The sequence below is a fragment of the Oryzihumus sp. genome, assembly GCF_054325275.1.
Genome location: NZ_JBTCWL010000009.1, coordinates 1 through 14,982 on the forward strand (window position 1 = coordinate 1; position 14,982 = coordinate 14,982).

General features: G+C 73.3%; 21 protein-coding genes. 10 read left to right on the forward strand and 11 right to left on the reverse strand.

The genetic code is table 11. The features are described from left to right. The 4 genes from ACXVGS_RS03530 to ACXVGS_RS03545 form a co-directional block, all read left to right on the forward strand. Positions 1-240, forward strand: a 240-nt coding sequence (locus ACXVGS_RS03530; protein ID WP_458536627.1) for a hypothetical protein, incomplete at its 5' end; no start/stop codon positions are given. Positions 241-303: 63 nt separating this feature from the next. Then, a complete protein-coding gene (locus tag ACXVGS_RS03535; RefSeq protein WP_458536628.1) occupies positions 304-1,254 on the forward strand; it encodes a carbamate kinase in 951 nt (316 codons plus the stop codon). After that, complete coding sequence (gene rocD, locus ACXVGS_RS03540; protein ID WP_458528565.1) at positions 1,232-2,461, forward strand: ornithine--oxo-acid transaminase; 1,230 nt, start codon at positions 1,232-1,234, stop codon at positions 2,459-2,461. The genes ACXVGS_RS03535 and rocD overlap by 23 nt, the downstream gene beginning before the upstream one ends. Before the next feature lie 126 nt (positions 2,462-2,587). After that, the gene (locus ACXVGS_RS03545) at positions 2,588-3,202 is read left to right on the forward strand and encodes a hypothetical protein (protein ID WP_458528564.1); all 615 of its coding nucleotides are present in this window, start codon (positions 2,588-2,590) and stop codon (positions 3,200-3,202) included. 15 nt (positions 3,203-3,217) lie between these two features. On the opposite strand, the gene ACXVGS_RS03550 is transcribed toward ACXVGS_RS03545, so the two are convergent. After that, positions 3,218-3,481 carry a hypothetical protein gene (locus tag ACXVGS_RS03550; RefSeq protein WP_458531436.1) on the reverse strand — a complete coding sequence of 88 codons (264 nt, stop codon included), beginning with the start codon at positions 3,479-3,481 and terminating at the stop codon, positions 3,218-3,220. Positions 3,482-3,580: 99 nt separating this feature from the next. Here ACXVGS_RS03550 and mmuM point away from each other — a divergent pair, with 99 nt between their 5' ends. Next, entirely contained in the window at positions 3,581-4,498 is a 918-nt protein-coding gene (gene mmuM, locus ACXVGS_RS03555) for a homocysteine S-methyltransferase (RefSeq protein ID WP_458536629.1), read from the forward strand. Here mmuM and ACXVGS_RS03560 read toward each other — a convergent pair. Continuing rightward, positions 4,473-4,607 (reverse strand): hypothetical protein, encoded by a 135-nt coding sequence (locus ACXVGS_RS03560; RefSeq protein ID WP_458531438.1) that lies wholly within the window; start codon positions 4,605-4,607, stop codon positions 4,473-4,475. The genes mmuM and ACXVGS_RS03560 overlap by 26 nt on opposite strands. 168 nt (positions 4,608-4,775) lie before the next feature. Here ACXVGS_RS03560 and ACXVGS_RS03565 point away from each other — a divergent pair, with 168 nt between their 5' ends. Further along, positions 4,776-5,468 (forward strand): DUF429 domain-containing protein, encoded by a 693-nt coding sequence (locus ACXVGS_RS03565; RefSeq protein ID WP_458528560.1) that lies wholly within the window; start codon positions 4,776-4,778, stop codon positions 5,466-5,468. Positions 5,469-5,507: 39 nt separating this feature from the next. Beyond that, positions 5,508-5,996, forward strand: a complete 489-nt coding sequence (locus tag ACXVGS_RS03570; RefSeq protein WP_458528559.1) for a cupin domain-containing protein — start codon at positions 5,508-5,510, stop codon at positions 5,994-5,996. Between the two features lie 7 nt (positions 5,997-6,003). Here the strand turns inward: ACXVGS_RS03570 and ACXVGS_RS03575 are convergent, their stop codons facing one another. From ACXVGS_RS03575 to ACXVGS_RS03600, 6 genes are all read right to left on the reverse strand, one after another. Next, the gene (locus ACXVGS_RS03575; RefSeq protein ID WP_458531440.1) at positions 6,004-6,507 is read right to left on the reverse strand and encodes a hypothetical protein; all 504 of its coding nucleotides are present in this window, start codon (positions 6,505-6,507) and stop codon (positions 6,004-6,006) included. A gap of 87 nt (positions 6,508-6,594) precedes the next feature. Next, entirely contained in the window at positions 6,595-7,233 is a 639-nt protein-coding gene (locus tag ACXVGS_RS03580) for a LysE family translocator (RefSeq protein WP_458536630.1), read from the reverse strand. Between the two features lie 51 nt (positions 7,234-7,284). Next, positions 7,285-7,824, reverse strand: coding sequence for a GNAT family N-acetyltransferase (locus ACXVGS_RS03585; RefSeq protein WP_458528556.1), 540 nt, complete (start codon positions 7,822-7,824; stop codon positions 7,285-7,287). 84 nt (positions 7,825-7,908) lie between these two features. Further along, positions 7,909-8,241 carry a hypothetical protein gene (locus ACXVGS_RS03590; protein WP_458528555.1) on the reverse strand — a complete coding sequence of 111 codons (333 nt, stop codon included), beginning with the start codon at positions 8,239-8,241 and terminating at the stop codon, positions 7,909-7,911. Between the two features lie 126 nt (positions 8,242-8,367). Then, positions 8,368-8,760 (reverse strand): VOC family protein, encoded by a 393-nt coding sequence (locus ACXVGS_RS03595; RefSeq protein ID WP_458528554.1) that lies wholly within the window; start codon positions 8,758-8,760, stop codon positions 8,368-8,370. Between the two features lie 13 nt (positions 8,761-8,773). Beyond that, positions 8,774-9,385 (reverse strand): NUDIX hydrolase, encoded by a 612-nt coding sequence (locus tag ACXVGS_RS03600; RefSeq protein ID WP_458531443.1) that lies wholly within the window; start codon positions 9,383-9,385, stop codon positions 8,774-8,776. Positions 9,386-9,463: 78 nt separating this feature from the next. On the opposite strand from ACXVGS_RS03600, the gene ACXVGS_RS03605 reads away from it, so the two are divergent. Further along, positions 9,464-9,733, forward strand: a complete 270-nt coding sequence (locus ACXVGS_RS03605; RefSeq protein ID WP_458531444.1) for a hypothetical protein — start codon at positions 9,464-9,466, stop codon at positions 9,731-9,733. Between the two features lie 45 nt (positions 9,734-9,778). Here the strand turns inward: ACXVGS_RS03605 and ACXVGS_RS03610 are convergent, their stop codons facing one another. Next, positions 9,779-10,471: a class I SAM-dependent methyltransferase gene (locus ACXVGS_RS03610; protein WP_458536631.1), complete on the reverse strand. Its 693-nt coding sequence runs from the start codon at positions 10,469-10,471 to the stop codon at positions 9,779-9,781. Continuing rightward, positions 10,471-11,856, reverse strand: a complete 1,386-nt coding sequence (gene dnaB, locus ACXVGS_RS03615; RefSeq protein WP_425465327.1) for a replicative DNA helicase — start codon at positions 11,854-11,856, stop codon at positions 10,471-10,473. The genes ACXVGS_RS03610 and dnaB overlap by 1 nt, the downstream gene beginning before the upstream one ends. A gap of 329 nt (positions 11,857-12,185) precedes the next feature. Here dnaB and ACXVGS_RS03620 point away from each other — a divergent pair, with 329 nt between their 5' ends. Continuing rightward, positions 12,186-12,911, forward strand: a complete 726-nt coding sequence (locus tag ACXVGS_RS03620; RefSeq protein WP_458528550.1) for a DNA alkylation repair protein — start codon at positions 12,186-12,188, stop codon at positions 12,909-12,911. On the opposite strand, the gene ACXVGS_RS03625 is transcribed toward ACXVGS_RS03620, so the two are convergent. Further along, entirely contained in the window at positions 12,898-13,554 is a 657-nt protein-coding gene (locus tag ACXVGS_RS03625; RefSeq protein ID WP_458528549.1) for a uridine kinase, read from the reverse strand. The genes ACXVGS_RS03620 and ACXVGS_RS03625 overlap by 14 nt on opposite strands. Positions 13,555-13,604: 50 nt before the next feature. On the opposite strand from ACXVGS_RS03625, the gene ACXVGS_RS03630 reads away from it, so the two are divergent. Continuing rightward, positions 13,605-14,978: an MATE family efflux transporter gene (locus ACXVGS_RS03630; protein WP_458536632.1), complete on the forward strand. Its 1,374-nt coding sequence runs from the start codon at positions 13,605-13,607 to the stop codon at positions 14,976-14,978. The last annotated feature ends 4 nt before the right edge of the window (positions 14,979-14,982 follow it).

Consider the following 14,982-nt stretch of genomic DNA (forward strand, 5'->3'; position numbering starts at 1 on the left):
GATGGCACGGCGACCTGGCGCCGCAAGGTCCGCGACGTGCGCCGGCTGCTGGGCCTGAAGCCCCGTCCGGGAACCGACAGAGTCGTCGTCACGCACAGCGAGGTCGTCTCCGCGGCGACCGGCGAGGACGTCGCGGAGGGAGAGGGGCTCGTGCTCAGGCCGCTCGGAGGCGGTCGGTTCGCGGTCCTCGACCGGATCGCACCGGAGGACTGGAAGAGTCTGAAGCCGGGCGCGCAATAGCCGGTAGCGCCACCGCATACGATCACGGCCGTCATGGTCGCGACGATCGGGAGCTGACCGGGAGTGCGGGTCGTAGTCGCTCTCGGCGGCAACGCGTTGCTCCAGCCCGGGGAGCCGCTCACGGCCGAGAACCAGCGGGCGAACGCCCGGGTCGCCTGCCGTGGGCTCGCTCCCGTCGCCCTCGAGCACGAGCTGGTGATCTCGCACGGCAACGGTCCGCAGGTCGGGCTGCTGTCGTTGCAGGCGTCGGCCTACGACGAGGCATCGACGTACCCCTTCGACGTCCTGGGCGCCCAGACCCAAGGGATGATCGGCTACTGGCTGCTGCAGGCCCTGCAGAACGCCCTGCCCGGGCGGCAGGTCGCCAGCATCATCAACCAGACCCTGGTCCTGGCCCACGACCCGGCGTTCGCCAACCCGACCAAGTTCGTCGGCGAGGTCTACACCCGGGCCGAGGCCGAGCGGCTGGCCGCCGCGCGCGGGTGGACGGTGCACCAGGACGGCGGTGAGGACTCCTGGCGGCGCGTGGTGGGCTCACCCACGCCGCAGCGGGTGATCGAGACCCGGCTGATCCGGCTGCTGCTGTCCAGCGGCGCGGTCGTCGTCTGCGCCGGCGGCGGTGGCGTCCCGGTGATCCGCAACGAGAAGGGCAAGCTCGCCGGCGTCGAGGCGGTGGTCGACAAGGACCTCACCGCCGCCGTCCTCGCCGAGGCGCTCGAGGCCGACGTGCTGCTCATCCTCACCGACGTCCCGCACGTCGAGCGCGGTTACGGCACGCCCTCGGCGACGCCGATCCTGCGGGTCACGCCATCGGCGCTGCGGCGGGAGACGTTCGCGGCGGGCTCGATGGGACCCAAGGTCGACGCGGTGTGCCGGTTCGTCGAGCTCACCGGGGACATGGCCGCCATCGGACGGCTGGAGGATGCGCAGGCGATCATCGCCGGGGATGCTGGGACGATCGTGACGCCCGGCGGCGACTACGGAGGGCCAGATGACCTCGCGACCTACGGTTGACCCCGTCTCGCTGACCGCACGCGACATCGCGCTCGACGACGCGGTGACCGCCCACAACTACCACCCGCTGCCGGTGGTCATCGCCAGCGCGTCCGGGGCGTGGGTCACCGACGTGGACGGCCGGCGCTACCTCGACTGTCTGGCCGGCTACTCGGCACTGAACTTCGGGCACGGCCACCCGGTGCTGCTCGACGCCGCCCGGGAGCAGCTCGAGCGGATCACCCTGACCAGCCGGGCCTTCCACAACGACCGCATGGGCCCGTTCTGCCGCGACCTGGCCGACCTGGCCGGCATGGACCTGGTGCTGCCGATGAACACCGGCGCCGAGGCGGTCGAGACGGCGATCAAGGTCAGCCGCAAGTGGGGCTACGACGTCAAGGGCGTGCCGGCCGACCAGGCGACGATCATCGTCGCCGAGGGCAACTTCCACGGCCGCACCACGACGATCATCAGCTTCTCCACCGACCCGGTGGCCCGGGCCGGCTTCGGCCCGTTCACCCCGGGCTTCCGGATCGTCCCGTATGGCGATGCCGCCGCCCTGGGTGCCGCGATCGACGAGACCACGGTGGCCGTCCTCATCGAGCCGGTGCAGGGCGAGGCCGGGGTGCAGGTCCCGCCGCCGGGCTACCTCGCCGAGGTCCGCGAGATGTGCACCGCCGCCAACGTGCTGCTCGTCGCCGACGAGATCCAGTCCGGTCTCGGGCGCACCGGCTCGACCTTCGCGTGCGAGCTCGAGGGCGTGGTGCCCGACGCCTACGTGCTCGGCAAGGCGCTCGGCGGTGGCATCGTGCCGGTCTCGGCCGTCGTGGCCCGCCGGGAGGTGCTCGAGGTCCTCACCCCGGGCAGCCACGGCTCGACCTTCGGTGGCAACCCGCTCGCCTGCGCCGTCGGGCAGGCGGTGGTCGGGCTGCTGCAGACCGGGGAGTACCAGGCCCGGGCGGCCGAGCTCGGCGCCCGGATGCGCGAGCGGCTGCTGGACCTGGTCGGCGACCGGGTGACGGCGGTACGCACCCGCGGGCTGTGGGCCGGCGTGGACGTCGACCCCGCCCTGATGAGCGGGCGTGAGCTGTGCGAGCGGCTGCTGGCCCGCGGTGTGCTGGCCAAGGACACCCACGGCTCGACCATCCGGCTGGCCCCGCCGATCGTCATCGGGCAGGACGACCTCGACTGGATGGTCGACCAGCTCGCCGAGTCCCTGTCCTCCTGACCTTGCGCAAGTTAGGGCCGCCGGAGGACCGGTTTCCGGGCGTTTCAGCGACCACATCTTGCGCAAGGGGGGCGTGCGGTCGGTGGGCCGAGCCGCGCGCTGAGGGTGCGCGATACCCTCCGGCACATGGCGTGGTTGGAGGTGCTGGGCTGGGTTGGGTCGGCCATCCTCGTCTGGTCGCTGCTCCAGACCCGCATCCTGCGGCTGAGGCTGCTCAACCTCGTCGGCTCCGTCATCCTCATTGCCTACAACGGCGTCCTCGGGGTCTGGCCGATGGTCGGGCTCAACGTCACCCTCGCGGTGATCAACGTCTACCACCTGCGCCGGCTGCTCGCGGGGCGGCATGACGAGGGCACCTACACCGTGCTCGAGGTGTCCCCACGCGACGAGTACCTGCGCCACTTCCTGCGCATCCACGAGGGCGACATCCGGCACTTCAACCCGGACATGGTCTACGACCCCGACGTGCCGGGGCGCGCGGCGTTCCTCGTCCTGCGCGGCGACGAGACGGTCGGCGTGGTGCTGGTGCGCGACGCCGGGGCCGGCACGGCGCAGGTCGACCTCGACTACGTCACCCCGCGGTTCCGCGACTTCGCGCCGGGCGAGTTCGTCTACCGCCGCAGCGGGCTGTTCCGCGACCACGGGTTCCGCCGGGTGCTCACCCCGCCGGGAATGGTCGAGCCGTACTTCGAGAGCATCGGGTTCCGCCGCGAGGGCGAGGTCTACGCCCTCGACCTGTGAGGACGCCGGGCCCCGTCAGCCGACCGGGTGCGCCCCGACGCTGTCCCGGATCGCGGTGCCCTCGGGCGCCCCGCTGTCCCGGGCGCAGTGGGCGCAGCAGAACAGCTGGCCCTCGACCTCGACGCCGTGGCCGAGGATCCGGCAACGGCAGTGCTCGCACACGGGGGCGAGCCGGTGCGCCGCGCACTCGATCGAGTCGAAGATGTGCACCTGGCCGCTGACCGTGCGCACCTCGAAGGACATGTAGTAGTCGTTGCCGCAGACCTCGCACACCGCCATGTCAGGACACCTCCGTCGTGGTCACGTGCCTCCGAGCGTGGCGCGCGCCCGGCGCCTCCCGCAACGGCCAACGGTCCCGGCAGGGGTGAGGATGGTGCCATGGCGGACTTCGCGGTTGCCCTGGCCGAGGGTGGGCTGGTCCTCGACGGCGGCCTGGCCACCGAGCTCGAGGCGCAGGGCCACGACCTCTCCGACGCGCTGTGGTCGGCCCGGCTGCTCGCCGACGACCCGCACGCCGTGGTCAAGGCCCACCGGGCCTTTTACGCCGCCGGGGCGCGAGTGGCCACGACGGCGAGCTACCAGGCCAGCTTCGCCGGGTTCGCCGCGGCGGGCCTGTCCCTGGAGGAGGCCGCGGCGCTGATGCGCCGCAGCGTGCGGCTCGCCGACCAGGCGCGTGCCGGCATGCCCGCGCCGGGCTCCCTCTTCATCGCCGCCTCCATCGGCCCGTATGGCGCGTCCCTCGCCGACGGCTCGGAGTACACCGGCGCCTACGACCTGGACGTCCGGGGGCTGCGGGCCTTCCACCGGCCCCGGCTGGAGGTGCTGGCCGAGGCCGGCGCCGACGTCCTCGCGGTCGAGACGGTGCCGTGCCTGGCCGAGGTCGAGGCGCTGCTGGAGGAGCTGGCCCGGCTGGACGGCATACCGGCCTGGCTGTCACTCACCTGCGCCGGCGGCCGAACCCGGCGCGGGGAGGACCCGGCCGAGGCCTTCGCCATGGCCGCCGACGTCGACACCGTCGTCGCAGTCGGCGCCAACTGCACCGCGCCGGACGAGGTGGCCGAGCTGGTCCCGGTCGCGGCTGCCGCCTCGGGCAAGCCGGTCCTCGCCTACCCCAACAGCGGGGAGGGGTGGGACGCCCGGACCCGGTCGTGGACCGGCGGGTCCGCCTTCGCCGTCGGACAGGTGGCCGGCTGGCTGGGTGCGGGCGTGTCGGCAGTCGGCGGGTGCTGCCGGGTGGGGCCCGCCGACATCGCCGCGGTGGCGGAGGCGCTCAGCGCTTCCGGGCCCCCGCGATGAACTCGTGGCTCGCCTCGGTGGAGGCCTTGGCCTTCTTCTCGGCCCGCTTCTCCTTGATGGACTTGCCGGACTTCTTCGACATGGTGTGACGCGGGGACTTGTCGGACATCGTCGGCTCCGTTGTGGGACCTGCACGGTCCCGTCCCTGCCGACAGTACCCCGGTCCGGACCCGTCGTGGAACGGGTCCGGACCGGCGGTGCACGCTTGGGCCGTTCGGTTCCCGGGTATGCCGTGCCGTCACCTCCGCGGGCCGTCGGCGGCTGGTAGACAGGCCGGGTGAGCGTTCGTGTCCTCGGCGTCGACGGATGCCGCACCGGCTGGGTCGGCATCGTCCTCGAGGGTCGGCGCGTCACGGCGGTGCACGGCGTGACGATCACCGAGGTGCTTGACGCGGCGGGGCGCGGCAGAGGGCTGGCCTGTGTCGCCGTCGACATGCCGATCGGCCTGCCCGATACCGGCCGGCGCCAGGCGGATGTGTTGGCGCGCAAGGCCCTCGGCCCGCGGTGGCAGTCCATCTTCCTCACGCCCGTGCGACCGGCCCTGCTCACCGCCGACTTCGCCGGGGCGGTCGCGGTGAACCGCGAGCTGGCCGGCGAGGGCCTCTCCCGTCAGGCGTTCGCCCTGCGCACCAAGGTCCTCGAGGTCGACGCGCTCGTCCGCGACGCCGCGGACCCGGTCGTCGTCGAGGTCCACCCCGAGCTGAGCTTCGCAGCCATGGGCGGCGCACCGCTCGCGGCGGGCAAGAAGACCTGGGCTGGCACCCAGGAGCGGCGCGCGCTGCTGGCGCGGCACGGCATACCGGTGCCGGAGGACCTCGGCCCGGCCGGCGCGCTGGCCGCGGTCGACGACGTGCTCGACGCGGCCGCGGCCGCCTGGTCCGCGAGGCGGTATGCCGCGGGGCTGGCGAGCTCGTTGCCCGCACCACCGGAGCGGTTCAGCGACGAAATCCCCTGCGCCATCTGGGTTTGAGCTGCAGACTGCCGGCGACGCCACAGGAAGGAACCACCCATGTCGTACCCACCGGAGCGCTACCACGGGGAGTCCGGCGAGGTCAGCGCCTGGATGCGCCCGGCCACGCAGGAGCCCGAGCTCGGCCAGCCGGGTGGCAACCAGGTCCACTACCTGGCCACGACGGCGCAGACCGGCGGCGAGTTCGGCCTCTACCGCTGGGACTTCGGCCCGCACGTCAGCGGCCCGGACGCCCACTTCCACCGCACGCTCTCGGAGTCGTTCTTCATCCTGTCCGGCACCGTGCGCCTCTTCGACGGCACCGACTGGGTCGACGCCACGGCCGGGGACTTCCTCTACGTCCCGGTCGGCGGGATCCACGGGTTCCGCAACGAGTCCGGCGAGCCCGCGTCGATGCTGCTGCTGTTCGCCCCCGGCGCGCCGCGGGAGGACTACTTCGAGACGCTCTTCGACGCGGCCCGGCGTGAGGCGATGACCGACCAGGAGCGCACCGAGTTCTTCCTGCGCCACGACAACCACTGGGTGTGACGGCGGCTCACCCGGGGGAGGCCTCGGTCACCCGCAGCCAGTGCTGGATCCGGTAGATCCGGGTGCGGGTGCCCCAGTCCGGAGGCACCTTGGCGAGGACGGCCTCGGACGGCACGACCACCGGCTGCCTGACCCGGTGTCGGACGCCGTCGAGCACAAGGGTCGCCTCGCCCGCGGCCAGGACGTTGCGCAGCCAGTCGACCTCGTCGCCGTAGGGCAAGGGGATGGCGAAGCCACCCTCGACAGGCACCGCGACGACCGGGGTGGCATACGGCCGCCCGGACCGCCGCCCGACGTGCTCGACCCGGGCGGCGTACCAGTGCCGGCGGCCCGCCATCTTCAGCATCACCGGGTTGAGCACGCGCTTGTTGCCCTGCCGGACGACGTCGACCAGCGGTCGGGACCCGCTCCTCATCGCTGCGACGAAGAAGGCGAGGGCCGCCACGACGGGCAGCAGCACCCAGCGCACGAACCGTCCCCGCCACCACGGCGCTCGTGCTCGTCCCTGCATGCCGTGCCTCATCCCTCGTGTCGACGTCACGATGGTGGCCCCGGGAGCGCAGCCGGTGCCGGACCTCGGTCCCCCCCGTCCCGGCGGTCAGTCCGGGCGGCCGGTCAGGGCGACGGTGACACCGAGGCCGACCATCATCACGCCCCCGGCGCCGCCGACGGCGTCCAGCCGGCGCGGCCGCCCGGCGAACCAGTCCCGCGCGCGGCCCGCGGCCAGGGCCCAGACGCTGTCACCGACCACGGCCATCGCGGTGAACACCGTGCCCAGCACGAGCATCTGGGCCGCGGCCGGGCCTGACGGGTCGACGAACTGCGGCAGCAGCGAGGACAGGAACACCACGGTCTTGGCGTTCGTGACGCCGACGAGCACGCCGGTGCGCAGGCTCGCCCAGGCGCCGGTGGCGCCCCGGCGGCCGGACCCGAGCGCTGCTCCCAGCCGCCGCCGGTGCCGGATGGCGTCGACGCCCAGCCACACCAGGTAGGCCGCCCCGGCCAGCTTGACCAGCGTGTATGCCGTGGCGGACGCGGCGAGCAGCGCCCCGAGGCCTCCGGCGACCAGGGCGACCTGGGCGAGCAGGCCGATCCCGTTGCCGAGCACGGTGAACAGGGCCGGCCCTCGGCCGACCGACAGCGCCCGGCCGATGGTGAACAGCAGGCTGGGGCCGGGGACGGCGACCACCACCGCCGCAACGGCGGCGAAGGCCATCAGGTGCGTGGGCGTCAGCATGCCCCGAGTGTCGCGCCGCCGGTCCGGGCGCGGCAAAGGTGTTGGCGAGGCTCAGTGCTGGAGGGGCTCGGTGCTCGCTGCGTTCGGCTTGACCATGGCGCAGCGCTGGTCGGCGTCGATGCCGGGCATCGACGCCTCGCGGGCCATGGTCGCGGCGAGCTCCGGTCCGATGGCGGCTGCGGGGAGCTCGGTGTAGCCCAGTCGGGCGTAGTACGGCCCGTTCCACGAGACGTCACGGAAGGTCGTCAGGGTCGTGGCCGGGCAACCCGCGGCCTGCCCCCACGCCTCGACGTGCCGGACCAGCGCCCGCCCGATCCCCTGCCGCCCGTGCCTGGGCGGGACCGAGACCTGGGCGACGTGCGCGTTGCCGTCCAGCACCTCGGCCATGACGTATCCCGCGACCTCACCATCGCGTCGGGCGACCCAGATCCGCTGCTGTGCCAACGGCTCCTGCAGCTCCTCGACCGTGGCCTCGTGCTCGGCCACCTCGTGCAGGCCGACGGTGTGGAACAGCTGTCCGGCATCCACCTCCAGGCGCACCAGGTGGGGAAGGTCGGCCGCGGCCGCCGGCTCGATCGGGACATCGGTCATGCCCCGACCCTGCCACGGACGCCGCCGCAGCCGGAGCCATTTCCGGCGCGGTGGTGGCGGCCCGGCATACCGGACCGGGACGGCTCAGAACCGCCAGGACAGGTAGTTGGCCCAGCGCGGGTACCCCGCGCCGCGTGGCTCGGCGCGCACACTCTGGGGGGTGGCTGCGCGGAAGCCCAGGGAGACGATCGCCGGGATGCTCACCCCGAGCTGCACCGCCTCGAAGAAGGATCGGGTGCCGGTGCCGTAGAGCAGCGGGGCGGCGGCTCCCAGCACGATGAGCAGGACGGACCAGGCCAGCTCGGTCGCGCCGGGACGCACCCCGTCGACGAACGCGGAGAGTGCCCGCATCCCCTCGTGGGCGAAGGAGCCGACGAGCCCGGCGAGCAGGAGCGGCCAGTAGCCGGAGATGTCCACGGCGGCCTCCTTCGGCTCGGACGTCCCTGCCGGCCACGGTCGCGACCCACGGGCACCCGCACCACCGGTGAATGCACGGGGCTCTCGCCTCGCCCCTGCGCGGTTTGACGGGCGGCGGGGCGCGGCTCAGCCGCCGATGGAGCCGAAGACGATGCAGAACGGGTGGCCCACCGGGTCCGCGAACACGCGGAAGCCGGTCTCGCGGGCGCCGGGGGTCCGCGTGGCGCCGGCGGCGAGGAGCTGGCGCTCGGCCTCGTCCGGGTCGGTCACGCGGATGTCGAGGTGCAGCTGTTGGGGGTGCTCGGAGTCCGGCCACCGTGGGGGCCGCCAGGTGCTGACCCGCTGGAAGGCCACCTCGCGCCGGTCCGGTGCGGACCCGATCACCACCCAGTCCTCCTGGTCCTCGGTGACCTGCATGCCAAGGGCCTCGCAGTAGAAGTCCCCGAGCCGGCGGGGGTCAGGGCAGTCGATGACGGTCTTCTCGAGGCGTCCGCTCGTGCGGCCAGCCTGCTTCGTCATGGCCGTTCCGGCATCACGAGCGGGTCGTCGAAGTCTCCCGACCGAGCTGGCCCGGGATGACCCCGGCGAGCTTGGCCAGCATGCGTCCCAGGTGGGGGTCGAAGATCGCGGGATCGGCCGCGGCCACCTCTTGCGGCGTCCACCACCGCACCGCCCGGAACTCGCGCGGGTCCGGCGCCAGCGCCTGCCGCCGGGCACCCTGCAGGACGAACCAGAGGCTGACGTCCACGTGCCGCGCACTGGGCTCACCCACCGTCTCGGTCACGGTCAGGAAGAACGCCTTCTCGCCAAGCCAGGCCGGGAAGGTCGCGGCGATGCCCAGCTCCTCGACGACCTCGCGGCGAACGGTGTCCACCGGGCTCTCCCCCGGTTCGACGTGGCCGCCAGCGGGCAACCACAGGCCCGACTTGCGATGGTCCGCGAGCAGGACCTGGGGACCGCTCGGGTCGACGAGCAGGAAGTAGGAGACGAGGTGCTGCGGCGGGGTGCGGGGCTCCGCGCGCCGGAAGACGTCGTCGGTCTCGCCAAGCCAGCGCAGCACGGCATCCTGGTCGGCCTCCTCGTGCTGGTCGAAGGGCTGGATGTCCTGGACCAGACGCCGGACCGTCGTCAGTGGCTCACTCATGGGGTCCCTTTCATGATGTTCCGCGGCATACTGGCGCATGGCCCGGACATCCCGTGGCCGGCGAAGGGGTGGGATTCCGTGGGGTGGACGCGTCGGCAGATGGCCGGAGCGATCGGTGCGTCGCTGCTGATCGTGGCTGCCTTGACCGTGGCCATGGTCTCGGCCCTGACCTCGGTCGGCGAGGTGCAGAGCCCCTTCGTGACGGCCACGAACGCGTCGGCCGTCCCGGCGCTCGAGTCGCCGGCCATCAGCGTGGTGGCCACGCCGGCTGACAGCGCTCCTGCGACGGTCGACGTCTCTGGTGGGCCGGGGCTCCTTCCGCAGGAGCGGCGCTGCCCCTGCCCGTGACCTGCCCGACCGGTGCAGTCCTCTCAGCCGCGGTCCGGGGGGCCCTCAGGCGCCGTCGCGGCGCCAGATGCCTTCCCACTGGGACCACTGGCCCACGCCCGGCGCCTCGCGCTGGGTGACGTCGAGGCTGAGGTCGCGCACGGGGATGAACGCGGGACCGAGCAGCTCACGGATCTCGTCCGCGGCGAAGAAGTGGACCGCCAGCCCGGCCTTGGGCCCGTCGGTGTAGCGGACCGTGAACCCGGCGTCGTCACCGAGCTCGATGACCCGGTGTGCCGGCCAGACGTCGGTGGCCGAGGCGTTGACCCGGACGCAGAGCAGGCCCCCGGGCGCCACCCGCTCCGCCGCGGCGGCGAGGTGACGGTGCGCCTCCGCGCGGGTGCCGTGCTGGAACACCTGGATGCCGATGACCACAGGCCAGGTCGCCCCGGAGGGCAGGTCGTCGAGGCTGCCGACCCGGAACCGGTCGGCGCGCTCGGGCAGCCGGCGCCGGGCCTGGGCGATCGCGGTGGGCGCGATGTCGAGGCCGAGCACGTCCAGGCCGGCGTCGACCAGCGGCTCCACGTTGCGACCGTTGCCGCACCCGACGTAGAGCGCCTCACCGGGCAGGTGCGCGTCGGCGGCGGCGTCGAGGATGTCGCGCACGAAGCTGAGCGGCGCCGCCTCGAGGTAGCGGCCGTGGGCGTACTCCGCCTCCCAGGAGGCCGCCGTGGCGACCCCGTTGGTGATCGACGACATCAGAAGCTGGAGGCCATGTTGGTGAAGCGCGAGTAGTGGCCCTGGAACGCTACGACGATGGTGTCGGTGGGGCCGTTACGGTGCTTGGCCACGATCAGGTCGGCCTCGCCCTCGCGCGGCGACTCGCGTTCGTAGAGGGACTCGCGGTGCAGCAGGATCACCATGTCGGCGTCCTGCTCGATCGATCCCGACTCACGCAGGTCGCTCATCTGCGGCTTCTTGTCGGTGCGCTGCTCGGGACCACGGTTGAGCTGCGAGAGCGCGATGACCGGCACCTCGAGCTCCTTGGCGAGCAGCTTGAGCGCACGGGAGAACTCCGAGACCTCCTGCTGGCGGGACTCGACGCGCTTGCCCGAGCTCATCAGCTGCAGGTAGTCGATGATCACCAGGCGCAGGTTGTTGCGCTGCTTGAGCCGGCGGCACTTGGCCCGGATCTCCATCAGCGACATGTTGGGGCTGTCGTCGATGAACAACGGCGCGTCGGAGACCTCGCCCATGGTGCGCGCGAGGCGGGTCCAGTCCTCGTCGCGCATGGTGCCCTTGCGCATGTGCTGCAGCTGGATACCGGCCTCGGCCGACAGCAGGCGCATGGTGATCTCGGTGCGGCTCATCTCCAGGCTGAAGACGACGGTGGCCTGCTTGTGCTTGATCGCCGCGGACCGGGCGATGTCCAGCGCCCAGGTCGACTTGCCGACCGCGGGACGCGCGGCGACGACGATCATCTGGCCGGGGTGCAGGCCGTTGGTCAGCGCGTCGAAGTCAGTGAACCCGGTGGGCACGCCGGTCATCTCGCCGCTGCTGCCGGAAGCGTGCTCGATCTCGTCGACCGCGGCCTCGAGGATGTCGCCCAGCACGTGGTAGTCCTCGCCGCCGCGCTTGTCCGCGACGGCGTAGACCTCGGCCTGCGCGGCGTTGACGATGTCCTCGACGTCGCCGCCACCCTGGGCGTAGCCGAGCTGGACGATCCGGGTGCCCGCTTCGACGAGGCGGCGCAGCACCGCCCGCTCGGCCACGATCTGGCCGTAGTAGCCGGCGTTGGCCGCCGTCGGCACCGACTGGATCAGCTGGTGCAGGTAGGCCTGGCCGCCGACCCGCTGCAGGTCACCGCGCTTGCTCAGCTCGTCGGAGACCGTGATCGCGTCGGCCGGCTCGCCGCGGCCGTAGAGGTCGAGGATCGCGTCGTAGATCAGCTCGTGGGCCGGGCGGTAGAAGTCGACGCCCTTGAGCGTCTCGACGCAGTCGGCGATGGCGTCCTTGGACAGCAGCATGCCGCCGAGCACGCTCTGCTCGGCGTGGACGTCCTGCGGGGGCAGGCGGTCCATGTCTGGGCCGTCGGGGGACGACGAACCGCCGTAGGCGCTGACATCCAGCTCCGCGATCGACACCTGGTCCCCTTCGATGAACACGGCCGCACCGGGTGCTCCGGCTGTGACACCAGACAACCACTGTGGTCTGACACTCCCCCGGAAGGTGGCCGTCGTGTCGGCCAGGAACGCCCGTGCGGAGAACGGTAGGTCCGCGGGTGGCAGCCCCTCAACACAGGCCTGTGGACAAGGTGGGGACAACCTGTGCACCACGCCGTGGACGAGTGTGCACACGGTGTGGACAACCCTGTGAATTGCCGGGGACAACCTGCGGCGCCACGCACGCTGGCGTGCACAAACAGCCGTCCACCGGCTGTGGACAGAAAAAAGATCGCCGCTACGGTGCGCCCATGCCCGATACCACCCCGGCGGCCCCTGGCGCCGCCCTGGTCCGCGCCGTCCGGGCGGCCCTGGCCGAGGCCGCCGACCCCGCCCGCGCCACGGGGCAGCAGGCCTACATGAAGTCCGCGATGCCGTTCCGCGGGCTGACCTCCCCGGTGCAGCGGGCCACCCTGCGCCCGCTGCTGGCCGACCCCGCCCACCGGCTCGCCGACCGGGCGGAGTGGGAGGCGGCGGTGCGCTGCCTGTGGGACGACGCGGCATACCGGGAGGAGCGGTATGCCGCCCTGGCCCTCGCGGGGCACCGCACCTACCGCGCCTGGGCGCGGGAGGTGGCCAGCGTGCCGCTCTTCCGGCACCTGGTGGTGACCGGGGCGTGGTGGGATGTCGTCGACGAGATCGCCTCGCATCGCATCGGGGACGTCCTGCGGGCGCACCCCGACACCGAGGCCGACCGGATGCGGCAGTGGGCGCGGGACCCCGACCTGTGGGTGCGGCGGACCGCGATCCTGAGCCAGCTCTCCAGCAAGGACCAGCTCGACCGGCAGCTGCTCGTCGACGTCATCGAGCCCAACCTGGCCGACCGGGAGTTCTTCATCCGCAAGGCGATCGGCTGGGCGTTGCGCCAGCACGCCCACCTGGGCCCGGAGGCCGGGGACTGGGTGCGCGAGGTCGTGGCCGCGTGGGGCGACCGGATGGCGCCGCTGTCGCGCCGCGAAGCGCTCAAGAACCTGTGAGCACCCGCGGCGCGGCCAGGTCGGTGTTGTCGATGACCGCGCTGGCGTGCCGGCGCGGCTCACACTCGGCGAGGTAGAGCCGCTGCCCCTGCACGTAGCGCTGCTGGGAGTCCGCCGCCGGGTCCGGGTCGGTGCCGTCCCGGCCGGCCCCGCGCGGCACCGACACCGCGAAGTCGACCTGCAGGAACACCGACCAGTCCCAGTGCCCGCGCAGCTCGGGGCGGTGCAGGAAGATCCCGTCCACGAGCAGCACGTCCCCGGCGCCGACGGGCACGGGTGGCGTCTCGACCGGCGCGTCCGCCGCCACGTCGTGCACCGCCGTGCGCACCATCCCGGAGCCGCCGGGCGCCGCCGGGTCGAGCAGCGCCTCCCGCATCCGGGCGTAGTCGTAGGAGTCGCGGAAGAAGCCCTCCGGCGAGCTCCGGCCGCGGCGGTGGCGCACCGGTGCGGGGTGGTGGAACCCGTCCACCGAGGCCCGGACCACGCCCTCCCCGCGGCCGGAGAGCACCACCGCCAGCTCGTCGGCGAAGACCGTCTTGCCCGCCCCGTCGACCCCGTCCACCCCGACCCGGCGCACCCGGTCGGCGGGCAGGCCCACCACCTGGTCGGCCACCCACGCCAGCACCGCCTCACGTCCGGTCACGAGGCGGACCCTACCGACGCCCGGGGCGGCACCGGCCTAGGCTGCCCGCCGTGACGGCCCGGAGCAGCACCACGACCAGCCGCCAGCAGCGGGAGATCCTGCGGTTGGCGGTGCCGGCGTTCCTCGCGCTCATCGCCGAGCCGCTGTTCCTGCTGGCCGACTCGGCCATCGTCGGCCACCTCGGCACCGCCCCGCTGGCGGGTCTCGGCGTGGCCAGCGCAGCACTGGTCACCGCGGCGAACGTCTTCGTCTTCCTGGCCTACGGCACCACGAGCACCGTGGCCCGTCAGGTCGGCGCCGGGTCGCAGCGGATGGCCATCGAGGCCGGCCTCGCCGGGCTGTGGCTCGCGCTGGCCCTCGGCGTGGTCACCGCCACCGCCGTCGGGCTCGCCGCCGACCCGGTCGCCGCCGTCTTCGGCGCCTCCCCGGCCGCGCACGCGCAGGCGGTGACCTACCTGCGGGTGTCCGCGCTCGGCATACCGGGCATGCTCCTCGTCCTCGCGGTGACCGGCGTCCTGCGCGGGCTGCAGGACACCCGCACCCCGCTCGTGGCCTCGGTGGCGGGCTTCAGCGCCAACCTCGCCCTCAACCTGGTGCTCGTCCTGGGCCTGCACCTGGGCATCGCCGGGTCCGCGCTGGGCACGGTCCTCGCCCAGACCGGTATGGCGGTCGGCCTGGTCCTCGTCGTGACCCACCGGGCGCGCGGGCTGGGGGCCGGGCTGCGGCCGCACCCGGCGCGGGTGCTGCACGCGGCGGGGCAGGGCGTGCCGCTGCTGGTGCGCACCATGGCGCTGCGCGCCGTGCTGCTGCTCACCACGTGGGTGGCGGCGGGGCTCGGCGACGTCCCTCTGGCCGGCTACCAGGTGTCGGCGACCGTGTGGAGCTTCCTGACCTTCGCCCTGGACGCCCTGGCCATCGCGGCGCAGGCCCTGACCGGCAAGGCGCTCGGCGCGGCCGACGTGGCCGCCGCCCGCTCGGCGACGACGACGATGCTGCGCTGGGGCGCTGGCGCGGGAGTGGTGCTCGGCGCGCTCGTCCTCGCCCTGCACAACCTCCTTCCCGACCTGTTCAGCACGGACCCGGCGGTGCGCGCGGCCCTCGCCGCAGCGCTGGTGGTCGTGGCACTGTCCCAGCCCGTCTCCGGCGTGGTGTTCGTCCTCGACGGGGTGCTCATCGGGGCCGGCGACGGCCGGTGGCTCGCCGGTGCGCAGGTCGTGCTGCTCGCGCACTACCTGCCGGCGGTGCTCGCGGTCCGCCGGGCTGCGGCCGACCTGCTCGCCGGGCCCGACCCCGCCACCGCCCAGGCGCACGCCCTCACCGTGCTCTGGTGGGTGTTCGTCGGGTTCATGGTGCTGCGCGGGGTGGCGCTGGGCTGGCGCTCCCGCAGCGACGCCTGGCTGGTCACCGGGGCCTCCCGCACCTGACCGT